At 66.7% G+C, this 15870-nt stretch carries 16 protein-coding genes; 2 read left to right on the top strand and 14 right to left on the bottom strand.

Annotation, left to right across the window (positions count from 1 at the left end):
* The first annotated feature begins 84 nt into the window (after window positions 1–84).
* Window positions 85–984, top strand: coding sequence for a LysR family transcriptional regulator (locus MVF76_RS05995; protein WP_297527887.1), 900 nt, complete (start codon window positions 85–87; stop codon window positions 982–984).
* Between the two features lie 63 nt (window positions 985–1047).
* Here the strand turns inward: MVF76_RS05995 and pnp are convergent, their stop codons facing one another.
* From pnp to rimP, 7 genes are all read right to left on the bottom strand, one after another.
* Entirely contained in the window at window positions 1048–3144 is a 2097-nt protein-coding gene (gene pnp, locus MVF76_RS05990) for a polyribonucleotide nucleotidyltransferase (RefSeq protein WP_297527886.1), read from the bottom strand.
* 64 nt (window positions 3145–3208) lie between these two features.
* On the bottom strand, window positions 3209–3478 hold the full coding sequence (rpsO, locus tag MVF76_RS05985; RefSeq protein ID WP_297527885.1) for a 30S ribosomal protein S15: 270 nt from the start codon (window positions 3476–3478) through the stop codon (window positions 3209–3211).
* 100 nt (window positions 3479–3578) lie between these two features.
* Window positions 3579–4499, bottom strand: coding sequence for a tRNA pseudouridine(55) synthase TruB (truB, locus tag MVF76_RS05980; RefSeq protein ID WP_297527884.1), 921 nt, complete (start codon window positions 4497–4499; stop codon window positions 3579–3581).
* A gap of 47 nt (window positions 4500–4546) precedes the next feature.
* Window positions 4547–4921 carry a 30S ribosome-binding factor RbfA gene (rbfA, locus tag MVF76_RS05975; protein WP_297527883.1) on the bottom strand — a complete coding sequence of 125 codons (375 nt, stop codon included), beginning with the start codon at window positions 4919–4921 and terminating at the stop codon, window positions 4547–4549.
* 27 nt (window positions 4922–4948) lie between these two features.
* Window positions 4949–7486 carry a translation initiation factor IF-2 gene (gene infB, locus MVF76_RS05970; RefSeq protein ID WP_297527882.1) on the bottom strand — a complete coding sequence of 846 codons (2538 nt, stop codon included), beginning with the start codon at window positions 7484–7486 and terminating at the stop codon, window positions 4949–4951.
* Window positions 7487–7512: 26 nt separating this feature from the next.
* Window positions 7513–9018, bottom strand: a complete 1506-nt coding sequence (nusA, locus tag MVF76_RS05965) for a transcription termination factor NusA (RefSeq protein WP_297527881.1) — start codon at window positions 9016–9018, stop codon at window positions 7513–7515.
* A 66-nt stretch (window positions 9019–9084) separates the two neighbouring features.
* Window positions 9085–9543, bottom strand: coding sequence for a ribosome maturation factor RimP (gene rimP / locus MVF76_RS05960; protein ID WP_297527880.1), 459 nt, complete (start codon window positions 9541–9543; stop codon window positions 9085–9087).
* Between the two features lie 283 nt (window positions 9544–9826).
* Between rimP and greB the strand changes: the two genes are divergently transcribed.
* Entirely contained in the window at window positions 9827–10333 is a 507-nt protein-coding gene (greB, locus tag MVF76_RS05955) for a transcription elongation factor GreB (RefSeq protein ID WP_297527879.1), read from the top strand.
* A 10-nt stretch (window positions 10334–10343) separates the two neighbouring features.
* Here the strand turns inward: greB and ccmI are convergent, their stop codons facing one another.
* Genes ccmI through MVF76_RS05920 form a run of 7 tightly spaced genes read right to left on the bottom strand, consistent with a single transcriptional unit; the run spans window position 10344 to window position 15869 of the window.
* On the bottom strand, window positions 10344–11585 hold the full coding sequence (gene ccmI, locus MVF76_RS05950) for a c-type cytochrome biogenesis protein CcmI (RefSeq protein ID WP_297527878.1): 1242 nt from the start codon (window positions 11583–11585) through the stop codon (window positions 10344–10346).
* Window positions 11582–12034, bottom strand: a complete 453-nt coding sequence (locus MVF76_RS05945) for a cytochrome c-type biogenesis protein (RefSeq protein WP_297527877.1) — start codon at window positions 12032–12034, stop codon at window positions 11582–11584. Before MVF76_RS05945 ends, ccmI begins: the two co-directional genes overlap by 4 nt.
* On the bottom strand, window positions 12031–12567 hold the full coding sequence (locus tag MVF76_RS05940) for a DsbE family thiol:disulfide interchange protein (RefSeq protein WP_297527876.1): 537 nt from the start codon (window positions 12565–12567) through the stop codon (window positions 12031–12033). The genes MVF76_RS05945 and MVF76_RS05940 overlap by 4 nt, the downstream gene beginning before the upstream one ends.
* On the bottom strand, window positions 12564–14528 hold the full coding sequence (locus tag MVF76_RS05935) for a heme lyase CcmF/NrfE family subunit (RefSeq protein ID WP_297527875.1): 1965 nt from the start codon (window positions 14526–14528) through the stop codon (window positions 12564–12566). Before MVF76_RS05935 ends, MVF76_RS05940 begins: the two co-directional genes overlap by 4 nt.
* On the bottom strand, window positions 14525–14965 hold the full coding sequence (ccmE, locus tag MVF76_RS05930; protein ID WP_297527874.1) for a cytochrome c maturation protein CcmE: 441 nt from the start codon (window positions 14963–14965) through the stop codon (window positions 14525–14527). Before ccmE ends, MVF76_RS05935 begins: the two co-directional genes overlap by 4 nt.
* Window positions 14962–15135: a heme exporter protein CcmD gene (gene ccmD, locus MVF76_RS05925; protein WP_297527873.1), complete on the bottom strand. Its 174-nt coding sequence runs from the start codon at window positions 15133–15135 to the stop codon at window positions 14962–14964. The genes ccmE and ccmD overlap by 4 nt, the downstream gene beginning before the upstream one ends.
* Window positions 15135–15869 carry a heme ABC transporter permease gene (locus tag MVF76_RS05920; protein WP_297527872.1) on the bottom strand — a complete coding sequence of 245 codons (735 nt, stop codon included), beginning with the start codon at window positions 15867–15869 and terminating at the stop codon, window positions 15135–15137. The genes ccmD and MVF76_RS05920 overlap by 1 nt, the downstream gene beginning before the upstream one ends.
* Between the last annotated feature and the right edge of the window lies 1 nt (window position 15870).

Raw genomic sequence — 15870 nt, 5'->3', positions numbered from 1 at the left:
TCTGCGTCAGGCTATACTTAAATTTAAGTTAATTAAATTTATGGGATCATTTAATCCCACATTAATATTCAGACTACCCGATCCATGTCACTCCATCACGCTACCCTGCACCAGCTCAAGATCTTCAATACCCTCGCGCGCCACATGAGCGTGGCCCAGACCGCCCGCGCGATGCATCTCACGCCACCTGCCGTGTCCATCCAGGTTAAGCAGCTTGCCGAGGCCGTCGGTGAACCCTTGCTCGAGCAGGTGGGCAAGCAACTTTATCTGACCGAGACCGGCAAGGTGGTTGCCGCCGCCTGCCGGGACATCTTCGACCGCCTGGAACTGCTGTCCCAGGATCTCGCTGCCATGGAAGGCCTGCACAAGGGCAGCCTGCATCTGGCCGCGCTGACCACGGCCCAGTACTTCATACCGCGCCTGCTCGGCGAATTCTCGCGCGAATATCCGGGCCTGGACGTATCCCTGTTCGTGGGCAACCGCGAGGCCATCCTCGACCGGCTGAGTCGCAACGAAGACGATCTCTACATCCTGGGTCAGCCGCCGGACAGCACCCGCATCTTTGCCGAACCCTTCGCGGAGAATCCGCTGGTGGCCATAGCCTACCCCGATCACCCGCTGGTCGGGCGCAAGCGGATCCGGCCGAAACAGCTCGGCGGCGAATCCTTCATCGCGCGTGAGCAGGGTTCGGGCACGCGGCTGGCCTGCGAGAGCTTCTTCCTCGAACACGAGGTGCCGCTCAGCGTTCGCCTGGAACTGGGCAGTAACGAGGCCGTCAAGCAGACCGTGGCAGCGGGCCTTGGCATCTCCATCATTTCCAAGAGCGCGGTGCAGGCGGAGCTGGCCAGCGGCGAGATCGCCATGCTCGACGTCGTCGGCCTGCCCCTGCAGCGACAGTGGTATGTGGTGCGCCCCGAGAAAAAGATCCAGACCGCGGCGGCGAGGGCCTTCCAGGACTTTCTGGTCACCAGCGGGCTCGGTTAGGAGCACAACGAAAAAGGGAGCCCCAAGGCTCCCCTTTTTGTCGTCTCCGGCATGAGCCGACCGTCAGGACTGATCCACCGCCTTCATGCTCAGGCGGATGCGGCCCTGCTTGTCGACCTCCAGCACCTTCACCTTGACGATGTCGCCTTCCGACAGCTTGTCGCTGACGTTCTGCACCCGCTCGTCGGAAATCTGCGAGATGTGCACCAGCCCGTCCTTGCCGGGCAGGATGGTCACGAAGGCACCGAAGTCCATGAGCTTGGCAACCTTGCCCTCGTAGACCTTGCCCACCTCGACGTCCGCGGTCAGCTCCTCCACACGCTTGCGCGCGGCCTCGCCGGCGGCGGCATCCACGGAGGCGATCTTGACCATGCCGTCGTCGGAGATGTCGATGCTGGTACCCGTTTCCTCGGTAATCGAACGAATGGTCGCGCCACCCTTGCCGATCACGTCGCGGATGCGATCGGGATTGATCTTGAAGGTGATGTAACGCGGCGCATAGTCCGACATGGTCTGGCGCGGCGCGGAGATGACCTTGTTCATCTCGCCGAGGATATGCATGCGCGCCTCGTTGGCCTGGGCCAGCGCGGTCTGCATGATTTCCCTGGTGATGCCGTCGATCTTGATGTCCATCTGCAGCGCGGTCACGCCATCGCTGGTACCAGCCACCTTGAAGTCCATGTCGCCGAGGTGATCCTCGTCGCCCATGATGTCGGTGAGCACGGCGAACTTGTCGCCCTCCTTGATCAGGCCCATGGCCACACCGGCCACTGGCGCCTTCAGCGGCACACCGGCATCCATCATCGACAGCGAGCTGCCGCAGACCGAGGCCATGGAGCTGGAACCGTTGGATTCGGTGATCTCCGACACCACGCGAATGCTGTAGGGGAACTCTTCCTCGCTGGGCATGACCGCGGCGACACCGCGCTTGGCCAGGCGACCGTGGCCGATCTCGCGGCGCTTGGGACTGCCCACGCGGCCGGTCTCGCCCACGCAGAAGGGCGGGAAGTTGTAATGCAGCATGAAGTGCTCACGCCGCTCGCCCTGGATGGCATCGATGATCTGTGCGTCCCGTGCCGTACCCAAGGTGGTGATGACCAGTGCCTGCGTCTCGCCACGGGTGAACAACGCCGAACCGTGCACGCGCGGCAGCACGCCGGTACGAATATGGATAGGCCGCACCGTGCGGGTGTCGCGGCCGTCGATGCGCTTTTCGCCTGCCAGGATGCGGCCGCGGACGATGCGCTTTTCCAGCGACTCGATGGCGCTGCGGACGGCCTCCGGCTCAAACCGGGGATCGGCTTCCTCGGCGCTGAGTTTGTCCGTGATTTCGTCGCGAATGGCGTCCAGCCGCGCATAGCGGTCCTGCTTGTCCGCGATCTGGTAGGCCTCGGTGATGGCGGCCTCGCCGGCGGCGGCCACGGCATCGGCCAGCGCGGTGTCGGCCTCCGGCGCCTGCCAGTCCCAGGCCGGCTTGCCGGCCTCGGCCTTCAGCTCGTTGATGGCCTTGATGGCGGCCTGGAAGGCCTCGTGACCGAACATCACCGCGCCCAGCATCACATCCTCGGGCAGCTCCTTCGCCTCGGACTCCACCATCAGCACCGCGCTCTCGGTGCCCGCGACGACCAGATCGAGCTGGGAGGTCTCGAGCTGGGTCTTGGTGGGATTGAGAATGTAGTTGCCGTCGGCGTAGCCGACCCGGGCCGCACCGACGGGGCCGTTGAAGGGCATGCCGGAGATGGCCAGGGCCGCCGAGGCCCCCAGCAGCGCCGGGATGTCGGGATCGACCTCGGGATTGAGCGACTTGACGGTGGCGATGATCTGGACTTCGTTGGTGAAGCCCTTGGGAAACAGCGGACGGATGGGGCGATCGATCAGGCGGGAAACCAGGATCTCGTTTTCACTGGGTCGGCCCTCGCGGCGGAAGAAGCCGCCGGGGATCTTGCCGGCCGAGTAGGTGCGTTCCTGGTAATCGACCGTGAGCGGGAAGAAGTCGCGACCTTCCGCCGCCTTCTTCATGCCGACTGCCGTGACCAGGACGACGGTGTCGTCCATGTTGACCAGCACGGCGCCAGTGGCCTGGCGGGCGATTTCTCCGGTTTCCAGCGTGACCGTGTGGTCACCGAACTTGAAGGACTTCTTGATAGGCTCGAGCTTCACGGTGATTTCCTGTTCCTTGCCTGATGAGTGCGCGGCGGGACGCAGCGCCCGGTTGCCGCGTCGATCAGCGACGCAGGCCGAGGCGGGCGATGAGATCCTGGTAGCGCCTGGAATCCTTGCGCTTGAGGTAGTCCAGCAGCTTGCGGCGCTGGTTGACCAGACGCAGGAGACCGCGGCGGGAATGGAAATCCTGCTTGTGGGTCGCGAAGTGGTCGGTCAGGTGCTGGATGCGTGCGGTCAGCAGTGCGACCTGCACCTCGGGCGAACCGGTATCACCGGGCGCCAGCTGATAATTCTTGACGATCTCGCCTTTCTGTTCTGCAGTCAGAGACATCTTTCGGTTACTCCCAGAGGGGGCCAGTCGCAAGCCCCGGATTTCAAAGCGGCATATTGTAGCCGCCCACCCCCGGCGGAACAAGATTTTCCAGCGGGCCTCAGCGGGCGTTCATCAGGCGCTTGGGGGCCACCCGGCCGTCGTCGAGGATCTGGCCCATGCCCAGGAAGCGACCCTCGCCCTCGTACAGCCGCACCCAGCCGCTCGTGGGCGCGCGCGGCACCTGCACCGGCTGCCCCTGGCGGACGTAGAAGGCGGCGTCGCTGTTGAGCTGCACGTCCGGCCACTGGGTCAGGGCGCTCTCGATCGGCAGCAGCCGCTCGTCGAGCGCGGCGTGCCCGCCGGATTTCGCCAGCCGCCGTAATTCTTCCAGCGGAATCATGTGGCTGCCGTCGTAGGGACCGACGCCGGTTCGGCGCAGGGCGGCCACGTGGGCGCCACAGCCCAGGGCCTCGCCGATGTCCTCGGCCAGGGTGCGAATATAGGTGCCCTTGCTGCAGTGGACATCGATATCGAAGAACGGCGGCTCGAAGCCGGTCAGCTCCAGGCGATGGATGGTCACCTTGCGCGGCTCGCGCTCGACCTCCTTGCCCTCCCGCGCCAGCTTGTACAGGCGCTGGCCCTGATGCTTGACCGCCGAATACATGGGCGGAACCTGCTCGATCTCGCCGAGGAAGCCGCCCAGCACCTCGCGCAGCCGGGCCTCGTCCACGCCCTCGACCGGCCGCGTCTCCACCACCTCCCCCTCGGCGTCGCCAGTGGTGGTGCGCTCGCCCAGCCGACAGCGGACCCGGTAGTGCTTGTCCGCATCCAGCAGGAAACCGGATACCTTGGTGGCCTCGCCCAGACAGATGGGCAGCAGCCCGCTGGCCAGCGGGTCCAGGCTCCCGGTGTGGCCGGCCTTGCGCGCGTTGTACAGGTGCTTGACCACCTGCAGCGCCTCGTTCGATGTAATGCCCTCCGGCTTGTCCAACAGCAGGATGCCGTTGACACTCCGGCCCTTCTGGCGTCGACGTGCCATGTTCGCTGCTTACCTCGGAAACTGACGGGAAACTGGGATGGTCACCTTCACTCGGGACGGCGCTTGGCCGCATCCTCGGCCAGGGCGGCATCGATCAGGGCGTCCAGCCGGCTGCCTTCCTCGATGGATTCGTCGTAGAGGAAGCGCAGCTCGGGCACGGTGCGCAGCTTCATGCGCTGGCCCAGCGCCCGACGCAGAAACCCGGCCGCGCTGCGCAGGGCGGCGAGGCTCTCCTTGCGGGCGACCTGGTCGCCGAGCACGGTGACATAGACACGCGCATGCGCCAGATCGCGCGAAACCTCGACGTCGGACACCGTCACCATGCCCAGCCGCGGATCCTTGAGCTCGTCGCGGATCAGTTCCGACAGCTCGCGGCGCAACTGCTCGCCAACACGGCGGGTGCGGGGATAGTCTCTCGGCATGGGCCTGTCCGCGGCGGTGGGCGGGCCTCAGAGGGTCCGCGCCACCTCCTTGCGCTCGAAGACCTCGATCTGGTCGCCGGCCTTGACGTCGTTGTAATCCTTCACGCCGATGCCGCACTCGGTACCGGCGCGCACCTCGTTGACGTCGTCCTTGTGCCGGCGCAGGGACTCCAGCTCGCCCTCGAATATGACGACATTGTCGCGCAGCACGCGGATGGGCGCGTTGCGGCGCACCACGCCCTCCACCACCATGCAGCCGGCGATGGCGCCGAGCTTGGACGAGCGGAACACGTCGCGCACCTCGGCCAGGCCGATGATTTCCTCGCGAACCTCCGGCGACAACATGCCGGAGATCGCCTGCTTGACGTCGTCGATGACGTTGTAGATGACACTGTAGTAGCGCAGGTCCAGACCCTGTTCCTCTGCCAACCGCCGTGCCGCGGCATCGGCGCGCACGTTGAAGCCGATGACGATGGCTTTCGAGGCCAGAGCCAGGTTGACGTCGGATTCGGTGATGCCGCCGACACCGCCGGCCACGACCTTCACCCGCACCTCGTCGGTGGACAGCTTGGTCAGTGCGTCGCGCAGTGCCTCCAGGCTGCCCTGCACATCGGCCTTGACCACCAGATTCAGCTCGGCAACCTCGCCCTCGGTCATCTGCGAGAACATTTCCTCGAGCTTGGCCTGCTTCTGACGCGCCAGGCGGTGATCGCGGTACTTGCCCTGGCGGAACAGCGCAACCTCGCGCGCCTTGCGTTCGTCGTTGACCACCACCACCTCGTCGCCGGCGTTGGGTGTGCCCGACAGGCCGAGCACCAGCGCCGGCATGGCCGGCCCGGCTTCCTCGATGGGCTTGCCGTTCTCGTCGAACATGGCACGCACGCGACCGTATTCTCGACCGCTGAGGATGATGTCGCCCTTGTGGAGCACGCCGTTGCGCACCAGCACGGTCGCGACCGGTCCCCGGCCCTTGTCGAGGCTGGATTCGATGATCACGCCGGTCGCCGGGCAATCCTTGACGGCGGTGAGTTCCATCACCTCTGACTGGAGCAGAATGGCATCGAGCAGCTCGTCGACACCCTCGCCGGTCTTGGCGGAGACATGCACGAACTGGGTGTCACCGCCCCAGTCCTCGGGGATGACCTCGCGCTGCGCCAGCTCGTTCTTCACCCGGTCGGGATCGGCCTCGGGCTTGTCGATCTTGTTCACCGCCACCACCAGCGGCACCCCGGCGGCCTTGGCATGCTGAATGGCCTCCTCTGTCTGCGGCATCACGCCGTCGTCGGCGGCCACCACCAGCACCACGATATCGGTGACCTGGGCACCGCGCGCGCGCATCGCGGTGAAGGCCGCGTGGCCGGGCGTGTCGAGGAAGGTCACGGTGCCCTTGGGGGTATCGACGTGATAGGCGCCGATGTGCTGGGTGATGCCGCCGGCCTCGCCCGCCGCCACCTTGGCACGACGAATGTAGTCCAGCAGCGAGGTCTTGCCGTGATCGACATGGCCCATGATGGTGACCACCGGCGGACGCGGCACCTTCTCGCCCTCGACCTCGGTGACCACCAGATCCTCTTCCAGCTCGTTTTCCTTGAGCGGCTTGGCCTTGTGCCCCAGCTCCTCGACCACCAGCACGGCGGTCTCCTGGTCCAGCACCTCGTTGATGGTGGCCATGATGCCGAGCTTCATGAGTTCCTTGATCAGCTCGGCCGCCTTGATCGACATCTTCTGGGCCAGCTCGGAAACCTTGATGGTCTCGGGGATGGCCACCTCCCGCACCACCGGCGCCGTCGGCTTGGCAAAGCCATGGCGCTCCGTCGCCTGCAGCGACACGTCACGGGTACGGCCCTTCTTCTTGCGCCGCCGCCCGCTCTTGTCGGCGGCAACGTGCAGTTCCTCGCGGCCATAGCGACCCTTGCGGCCCTCGCCCTCGTCACGACGACCCTTGCCCGGCTTGCGCCCGGCCTGCTCGCGCTGGGCGGCGGCCTCCTGCTCGGCCTTGCGCTTGGCCTCTTCCTCGGCAGCGAGACGTGCCTTTTCCTCGGCCAGGCGCTTCTCCAGCTCCTGGCGACGCGCGGCCTCTTCCTCGGCGCGGCGGCGTGCTTCCTCTTCCTCGGCCGCCCTGGCCTCGGCCTCCTTCGCCTTACGCTTTTCCTCCAGCGCACGGCGGGCCTCTTCCTGCGCAGCCTCCTCCCGGGCGCGGCGCGCGGCCTCTTCCTCGGCACGCCTGGCCTCTTCCTCGAGCACCGCGCTGCGCTTGACGTAGGTGCGCTTCTTGCGCACCTCGACGGTCACCGTCTTGGTCGCCGTCTGCCGACCCTGGGATACGGACACCTTCAGCTCGCTGTGCATCTTGCGCTTGAGCGTGATCTTCTTCGGCTCGGCGACCGGTGCCGCCTGCTTGCCGTGGCTCCTGCGCAGGTAGGTCAGCAATTCCATCTTTTCGTCATCGGTGATGGTATCGTCGGCGCCGCCCACGGAAATGCCCGCATCGCCAAGCTGACTGATCAGCTTGTCGACCGGAATGCCCACCACCTCTGCGAATTGCTTAACCGTTACTTCCGCCATAATCTCTCTTCTCCCGAAGATTCCGCTCAGCTGCTCTGCTGTTCCTCGGCAAACCAGGGCGCCCGTGCCGCCATGATCAACTGCGCAGCACGCTCTTCGTCCATTCCTTCCACTTCCATGAGTTCATCGACCGCGAGTTCCGCCAGGTCTTCCTGGGTCACCACGCCGCGCGCGGCCAGCTTGTAGGCCAGATCCCGATCCATGCCTTCCAGCTCCAGCAGATCCTGGGCCGGCGCGACCTCGGCCAGCTGCTCCTCGCTCTGGATGGCGCGGGTCAGCAGCACGTCACGTGCCCGCCCGCGCAGCTCCTCGACAATGCCCTCGTCGAATTCCTCGACCTCCAGCAGCTCGGCGGCCGGCACGTAGGCCACTTCCTCAATGCTGGAGAAACCCTCCTGCACCAGGATGGCAGCCACCTCCTCGTCCACGTCGAGCTGTTCCATGAACATCTGCTGCAGCTCCTGCGCCTCGCGCTCGGCCTTCTCCTCCATTTCGGCCACGGTCATCACATTCAGTGTCCAGCCCGTCAACTGGCTGGCCAGGCGGATGTTCTGACCACCGCGGCCGATGGCCTGTGACAGTTGTTCCTCGGCCACCGCGATATCCATGCTGTGCGCATCCTCGTCGACCACGATAGAGACCACCTCGGCCGGCGACATGGCGTTGATCACGAACTGGGCCGGGTTGTCGTCATACAAAATGATGTCGATGCGCTCTCCGGCCAGCTCATTGGAGACAGCCTGTACCCGCGAACCGCGCATGCCGACGCAGGCACCGACCGGATCGATGCGCGGATCCAGCGAACGCACGGCGATCTTGGCGCGCATGCCCGGATCGCGGGCGGCGCCCAGGATCTCGATCAGGTCCTGCCCGACCTCCGGCACCTCGAGCTTGAACAGCTCGATCAGGAACTCGGGCGCGGTGCGGCTGACAAAGAGCTGCGGTCCGCGCGGCTCGGAACGCACTTCCTTGAGCCAGCCACGCAGGCGATCGCCGGGGCGCACGGACTCGCGCGGTATCATTTCCTCGCGCGGGATGAAGGCCTCGGCGTTGCCGCCCAGGTCCAGAAACACGTTGCCGCGATCGACGCGCTTGACGATGCCGGTGACCAGCTCGCCCTGGCGATCCTTGTAGGCCTCGACCACCTGTTCGCGCTCGGCCTCGCGCACCTTCTGCACGATGACCTGCTTGGCGGTCTGGGCCGCGATGCGACCGAATTCGACGGATTCGATCGGCTCCTCGATGTACTCACCGACCTGGATGCCCGGCTTGAGCTGCTGGGCACGCGTATAGAGCACCTGACGCTCGGGCGACTCGAAGTTCTCGTCCTCGTCGTCCACCACCAGCCAGCGGCGGAAGGTCTCGTAGTCGCCTGTCTCGCGGTCGATCTTCACTCGCGCGTCGATCTCGCCGCCATGGCGCTTGCGCGTCGCCGAGGCCAGTGCCGCCTCGATCGCCTCGAAGATCACTTCCTTGTCGACGCCCTTCTCGTTGGAAACGGCGTCCACCACCATCAGAATCTCTTTGTTCATCACTACCGCTCTCCGACTACCCGATCGCCAGTCGAAAGTTCACCCTTGTCGGGTCATTGAAATCGCTTACCACTCAGGCCGCAGTCGCGCCTGTTCCACCTGTTCCAGCGGCAGACGTATCTCGCCGCCATCGTCCAGCTCTATCACGACCGCATCATCGGCCAGACCGCGCAGCGTACCGCTGAACCTGCGCCGCCCCTCCACCGGGACCTGCATCCGAAGCTGCACGGCCTCACCCGAGAAACGCTCGAAATCCTCGCGCCGGAACAGCGGCCGGTCCAGCCCCGGCGAGGACACCTCCAGGGTGTACTGTCCCGGCACCGGATCCTCGACATCGAGAATGCCGCTCACCTGATGACTGACTGCCTGGCAGTCGTCCAGGGTCACGCCTTCCGGCCTGTCTATGTAGATGCGCAGCACGCTGTGCCTGCCGCTGGGGTGATACTCGACCCCCACCAGCTCGCATCCCAGGGCGTGAATCGCGGGTTCCAGCAACTCGCGCAGGTTGAAGGGTTCCTTGACCATCACGGCACTGCAAACAAAAAAAGGGCCCAAGGCCCACCCACGAAGTTCCGCCTGACGACCGCGGATAACAAAAAACCCCGCAGCCGGGGTTTCTCAACCTCACGCCCGCGGCCGCCCGTTAAAGACCAGCCTCTCCGCGAGACGCCGCAGATTATAGGCGCGCCGCCAAGGACTTGCAAGCTCGGTCCGGAAATCCCGGCGCCGGCCGCGTTCCCGGGCCCGAACCTCTGGATAAACACAACACATTGATTAATAATGTAGTTTTCCCAACCCCGCATCGGCCATGTCCCGCTACCGTCCCCCGCGCCCCGCCGCTTCACCCCACATCACCGCCGAGGGCGAGCGACGCCTGCGCGCGGAGCTGGACGGCCTCTGGCGGCGCCGTGCCGAAGTCACCCGGGCGCTGGCGGCGGCCGCAGCCGAGGGCGACCGCTCGGAAAACGCGGAATACATCTACCGCAAGAAGGAACTGGCGGGCATCGACCGTCGCATCCGCTACCTGCAGAAGCGCATTCCCGCGCTCGAGGTGGTCAGCGGCCCGCCTGCGGATACCGGTCGCGTCTACTTCGGCGCCTGGGTCCGGCTCGAGGACGAGGACGGGACGATCAACGAGCTGCGCATCGTGGGCGCCGACGAGATCGACCCGGCGCTTTCCTGGATCAGCATCGACGCACCGCTGGCCCGCGCCCTGCTGGGCAAGGGAGCGGATGATGCCTTCGAGGTGCGGACACCCGGCGGGTTGCGGCGGGGCTGGATTGTCGAGGTCCGCTACACGGAGCCCACCGACTGAACAGCCCCGTTCAGGGAACTTGCCGGTCGATGCGTATCTCGATCGGCCCGGGACTGCCCGGCCGGACGTTGCGCACCTCCCCCTCCGGATCACCCGGTTGCGCGGTCGCGTTGCCCGCTAGGGAAACACGGGCACCGACCCGGACCCGCTCGAAGGCGGACAGGCGAAGTCCGGGCGTCATCGCCAGACGGTCGTCCAGTACCAGCTCCAGGGGCAGATCGGCAACCGAACGCCGCACGACGACCAGCGGCATGGAAGGGCCGTCCTCGGCACGGGCATGCACGAAGAGCACGGCGTCGTCAGGCACCTGCGCGCGCAGGGCGGGGTCCATGGACACCCGGACATGGATCGCCCCCGCCGCAGTGGCAGCGCGAGGCTCGCCACCGGTGTTGCCCACCACGCCCGCCATGGCCCGCGCCCGGCGTCGCATCTCGCTCAGGATGCGCGTGGCCTCGGCATCTCCGGCGAGCCGCGGCATGAGACGGTCCAGCTTCGCCAGTGCGGCCGGGCCATCGCCCGTTTCGAGGTCCGCGCGCGCCGCGAGCCACAGTGCCATGACGTGATCGGGATCCGCCGCCAGCGCCCGCGCCAACAGGGTTCGGGTCTCGGCATCGAAGCGGCCGCCCCGCGCCAGCGCCAGCGCATCCACAAGACCGGCAAGCACGTCGGCATCGTCGCCCACCCGCTCCAGCAGCTTCCGGTAGGCCTCGACGGCCTCCGGGTAGCGGCCCAGCGCCTTGTAGCTGCGCGCCAGCATCAGCCAACCCCCGGGATCGTTCGGTGCCTGCTCGAGCCGCCGGGCCAGGCCCTCGACCAGCATCTGCATCGACGGCCCCGCCATGGGATCTCCGGCACCATGAGGCGATGCCTCTGCCGCGGGCTGCGGCGCCAGTGCGTCCGGCGCGCCCAACTGCAGGTACAGCCCCAGACTCGCCAGCGGCACCCCCAGCAGTATCAGAACGGCCCAGCCCCGCCGTGCCGCGCCATTCGCCTCGGCCGGGGCACCGGCCTGTTCGAGATCGGCCGCCAGCACGGCCTCGAGATCGCGGCGGGCCGACGCGTGCGCGGCCGCGTCCAGCCTTCCGGCAGCACGCTCGGCCTCCAGTTCCGCCAGCCGCTCGCGGGCAATCGTCACATTGATCGCGTCACGCGCCGGCGCGCCGGCACCTGCGCCTCGCCACAGCGGCCAGGCCAGCACCAGTCCGGTGACCAGGCCGAGCGCGATGGCAAGCCCCCAGAACAGCACCGTCATGAACCCTCCTCGCCATCCAGCAACCGGCGCGCCCGTTCCAGCGCCGCCGCGTCGACCCCCGCGGGAGGCCGCCGCAACACCCGCCACCACACCACCAGTGCCATCGCCAGCAGCAGCAGCGGCGCGCCCCACAACAGCCAGGTGCGCGCATTCAGGGGTGGGCGGTAGCGCACGAAATCCCCGTAACGCGCCACCAGATAACCGAGCACCTCCTCGTCGCTGCGGCCCTCCCGGATCAGGTGATGCACCTGCAAGCGCAGGTCGTGGGCCAGTTCGGCATCCGAATCGGCCAGGCTCTGGTTCTGGCAGACCAGACAGCGCAGTTCGGCGATCAGCGCCCGGTAACGCGCCTCCTCGCCGGGATCATCGAACACCAGCGGCTCCACGGCAGCCCGCGCCGGTGCGAGCAGGCACAGCAGGAACAGCAACATCGCGCACGACCGGATCATGGACCGCCTGCCTCCGTACGCAGCCGTTCCACCAGTGGCAGGATGTCTTCCCGAAGCGCCTGCCGGGTGAGGGGTCCGATGTGCTTGTGGCGCACCACCCCCCGTGCATCGATCACGAAGGTTTCGGGCACGCCGTACACGCCCCAGTCAATACCGGCCTGTCCACTGGTGTCCATGGCCACCACCCGGTAGGGATTGCCGCGCGCCTGCAGCCAGGCCTCCGCAGCCGTCGCATCGTCCTTGTAGGCCATGCCGACCAGCGACAGGTGCCCCTGCTCCGCCAGCGCCATCAGCACGGGATGTTCCACCTGGCAACCGGCGCACCAGGACGCCCAGACATTGAGCAGCCACACCTCGCCGAGAAAATCCGCCGGCCGCACCTTCGCCTCCGGCGCTTGCAAGGCAGGCAACTCGAAACCGGGCGCCGGCTTGCCGATGAGCGGCGAAGGCACTTCGGCGGGATCGAGACGGAGCCCGACCGCCAGCACCGCCACCAGCGCCAGAAAGATGCCGAGTGGCAGCGCCTGCTTCATCGAACGGCAGCCGCCCGCAACGGGGGCTGTGCCACGCCAGGCGTGCGCGCCGCCATGCGCCGGTAACGCGGATCCCCGGCTGCCAGCAGCCCGCCGAGCGCCATGAACAGGGCCCCGAACCAGATCCAGCGAATGAAGGGCTTGTGGTAGAGGCGCAGGCTCCAGGCACCGTCCGTGCCCAGGGCCTCGCCCAGGGCCACGAACAGGTCGCGGGTAACGCCGGCATCGATGGCCGCCTCGGTCATGGGGTTGGGCTGCATGGCGTAGATGCGCTTCTCGGGCAGCAGTTCGGCCACCTGCTGCTCGCCCCGATACACCCGCACCCGGCCGCGTTGCGCGGCATAGTTCGGCCCCTGCACCGGCTCGACACCCAGGAACACGAAGCGGTAATCACCCAGACGCCAGGACTCGCCGGGCGCGAGCCGGACATCCTTCTCTGTGCTGTAGGCCGACACCAGGCTGACGCCGATCGCGAACACCGCCACCCCGGCATGGGCCAGCAGCATGCCCAGAAATCCCCACGTCGGCGACCCACGGCCACGCAGGCGATCGCGCAGCGCAAGAGCCTGGGTCGACAGCACCCAGAGCGCCACCGCCACGCCCAGCGCCGCACCCACCGAGAAAAAGGGCGCGAACAGGCCGACCAGCAGGAAGCCCCCGATCAGGCTCAGGACCGCCGGCGCCAGCAGCAGCCTTCCCAGCCGGGCCCAGGCATCCGCCTTCCAGCGCACCAGCGTGCCCAGGCCCAGTACCACTGCCAGCAGCAATGCAAGCGGCACGAACAGGGTATTGAACCAGGGTGGTCCGACCGACAACTTGCCCATGCCCAGGGCATCGATGATCAGCGGGTAGAGGGTACCCAGCAGAATGCTTGCGGTCAGCACCAGCAGCAGCACATTGTTCAGCAGCAGCAGGGTTTCCCGCGACAGCGGCCGGAAGTCGCCGACCGATCGCAGCTGCGCCGCACGCAGGCTGTAAAGCGACAGGGAACCACCCACCACCACCGCCAGGAAGACCAGGATGAGCAGGCCGCGCGCGGGATCGGTGGCAAAGGCATGCACCGAGGTCAACACACCCGAGCGCACCAGGAAGGTGCCGAGCAGGCTCAGCGAGAAGGCGAGGATGGCCAGCAGCAGGGTCCAGGCCCGGAACAGACCACGCTTTTCCATGGCCGCAAGCGAATGCATCAGCGCCGTGCCCGCCAGCCAGGGCATGAAGGAGGCGTTCTCCACCGGATCCCAGAACCACCAGCCGCCCCAGCCCAGCTCGTAGTAGGCCCACCAGCTGCCCAGTGCGATGCCGCCGGTGAGGAAGGCCCAGGCCACGGCCGTCCAGGGCCGCGCCCAGCGCGCCCAGGCCGAATCGAGTCGCCCGCTCAGCAGCGCCGCCACGGCAAAGGCAAAGGCGACCGAAAATCCGACATAGCCCATGTAGAGCAGCGGCGGATGAATGGCCAGCCCCGGATCCTGCAGCAGCGGATTGAGGTCACGCCCCTCCAGCGGTACGGGGAACAGCCTCAGGAAGGGGTTCGAGGTGAAGAGCATGAAGGCAATGAAACCCACGGAAACCGCGCCCATGACCGCCAGCACGCGGGCCTTCAAGTCCAGCGGCATGCTGCGACTGAAGCGATCCACCGCGCCCGTCCACAGTGCCAGCATCAGCCCCCACAGCAGCAGCGAGCCCTCGTGCGCACCCCATACACCCGAGACGCGATACATCAGCGGTAGCTGCGTATTCGCGTTCGCGGCAACGTAGGCCACCGAAAAGTCCGTGACCACGAAGGCATGGACCAGGGCGGTGAAGGCCAGCAGCATGCACGCCAGCTGAACGCGGGCCGCGCGGGCGGCCACCATCATCATGGGCACCGAGCCCCGCCAGGTACCGAGCAGGGGCACTGTCGCCTGGGCCAGCGCGGCGACGAAGGCAAGGATCAGGGCGAGATGGCCGAGCTCGGGGATCATGGTCGGGGCACCTCCGGTGGCACCGGATGGAGGCTTTCTGCCACCTCTGGCGGCATGTAGTTCTCGTCGTGCCTGGCCAGCACTTCATCGGCTACCACTCGTCCGCCCGCCAGCCGCCCACGGGCAATGATGCCCTGCCCCTCCCGGAACAGGTCCGGCAGAATACCCGTATATTCGACGGGCACACGGGCCTGGTTGTCGGTGACCACGAAGCGGACCGTCAGACTGTCGCGCTCACGCTGAATGCTGCCGGGCACCACCAGCCCGCCGACCCGGATCACCGCATTCGCCGGCACCTTCCCCGCCGCCACTTCGGTGGGTGAGTAGAAGAACATCAGGTTGCTCTGGAACGCCTTCAGCGCCAGCGCCACGGCGACCCCCACGCCTGTCACCACGGCCAGCGCCAGCAGCAGACGGTTACGTCGTGCCGGCGTCATCGCGTTTCCCCTCCGCCAGTGCCAAGGCCACGAGCCAGGGTCCGGCGCAGCCGCCGATGGCGGATGACGATCAGCGCCAGATGGACCGCCATGAGCCCCAGCGACAGCCCGTAGGCACTCCACACATATCGGGCATAGCCGCCCATTTCAAGAAGGCTCTCCATGTTCATCAGGCCTTCACCACCTCGCGCAGCCAACCCGCACGTCTCTCCCGCGTCAGCAGTTCCACCCGCAGACGCAACAACAGCGCCATCAGGTAATAGAGCTTGAAGGCCACCGCCATCACCAGCAGCGGCACCAACATGTCGACGTGGATGGCGGGGGCATCGAAGCGCGTCACCGTCGGACCCTGGTGCAGGGTGTTCCACCATTCCACCGAATAATGGATGATCGGAATGTTCACCACCCCCACCAGCGCAAGAATGGCCACGGCCCGCCCCGCGACCCGCCGGTCCTCGATCGCCTGGTTCAGCGCCATCACGCCGAGATACAGAAACAGCAGAATCAGCTCCGAGGTCAGGCGCGCGTCCCAGACCCACCAGGCACCCCACATGGGCTTGCCCCAGATGGCACCGGTGACCAGCGCGATGAAGGTGAACAGCGCGCCGGTGGGCGCGCTGCATATAACCACCATCTCCGCCAGCTTGATACGCCAGACCAGGCCGATCAGCCCGCTCGCCGCCATGACCACATACACGAACAGCGACATCCAGGCGGCCGGCACATGGACATACATGATGCGGAAGCTGTCGCCCTGCTGGTAATCGGGCGGCGCCATGACCAGCCCGCCATACAGCCCCCATGCAAACAGGGCCAGGGTCAGGGCAGCCAGCCAGGGCAACAGCCTGCCAGCAAGCCGGTAGAAGTACGGCGGAGAGGCCATTCGATGCAGGAAGCGCCACATG

It is taken from the genome of Thiohalobacter sp., assembly GCF_027000115.1.
Taxonomy (GTDB): Bacteria; Pseudomonadota; Gammaproteobacteria; order Thiohalobacterales; family Thiohalobacteraceae; genus JALTON01.
The sequence above is the reverse complement of the archived record's forward strand: the minus strand, read 5'-3'. Positions and strand labels throughout refer to the sequence as shown.

Bases quoted from the DNA above. Each gene is read 5' to 3' on its own strand.
- MVF76_RS05995 (WP_297527887.1), top strand. From the start codon at position 85: ATGTCACTCCATCACGCTACCCTGCACCAGCTCAAGATCTTCAATACC.
- rpsO (WP_297527885.1), bottom strand. From the start codon at position 3,478: ATGTCTCTGACTGCAGAACAGAAAGGCGAGATCGTCAAGAATTATCAG.
- truB (WP_297527884.1), bottom strand. From the start codon at position 4,499: ATGGCACGTCGACGCCAGAAGGGCCGGAGTGTCAACGGCATCCTGCTG.
- rbfA (WP_297527883.1), bottom strand. From the start codon at position 4,921: ATGCCGAGAGACTATCCCCGCACCCGCCGTGTTGGCGAGCAGTTGCGC.
- infB (WP_297527882.1), bottom strand. From the start codon at position 7,486: ATGGCGGAAGTAACGGTTAAGCAATTCGCAGAGGTGGTGGGCATTCCG.
- nusA (WP_297527881.1), bottom strand. From the start codon at position 9,018: ATGAACAAAGAGATTCTGATGGTGGTGGACGCCGTTTCCAACGAGAAG.
- rimP (WP_297527880.1), bottom strand. From the start codon at position 9,543: ATGGTCAAGGAACCCTTCAACCTGCGCGAGTTGCTGGAACCCGCGATT.
- greB (WP_297527879.1), top strand. From the start codon at position 9,827: ATGTCCCGCTACCGTCCCCCGCGCCCCGCCGCTTCACCCCACATCACC.
- ccmI (WP_297527878.1), bottom strand. From the start codon at position 11,585: ATGACGGTGCTGTTCTGGGGGCTTGCCATCGCGCTCGGCCTGGTCACC.
- MVF76_RS05945 (WP_297527877.1), bottom strand. From the start codon at position 12,034: ATGATCCGGTCGTGCGCGATGTTGCTGTTCCTGCTGTGCCTGCTCGCA.
- MVF76_RS05940 (WP_297527876.1), bottom strand. From the start codon at position 12,567: ATGAAGCAGGCGCTGCCACTCGGCATCTTTCTGGCGCTGGTGGCGGTG.
- MVF76_RS05935 (WP_297527875.1), bottom strand. From the start codon at position 14,528: ATGATCCCCGAGCTCGGCCATCTCGCCCTGATCCTTGCCTTCGTCGCC.
- ccmE (WP_297527874.1), bottom strand. From the start codon at position 14,965: ATGACGCCGGCACGACGTAACCGTCTGCTGCTGGCGCTGGCCGTGGTG.
- ccmD (WP_297527873.1), bottom strand. From the start codon at position 15,135: ATGAACATGGAGAGCCTTCTTGAAATGGGCGGCTATGCCCGATATGTG.
- MVF76_RS05920 (WP_297527872.1), bottom strand. From the start codon at position 15,869: ATGTGGCGCTTCCTGCATCGAATGGCCTCTCCGCCGTACTTCTACCGG.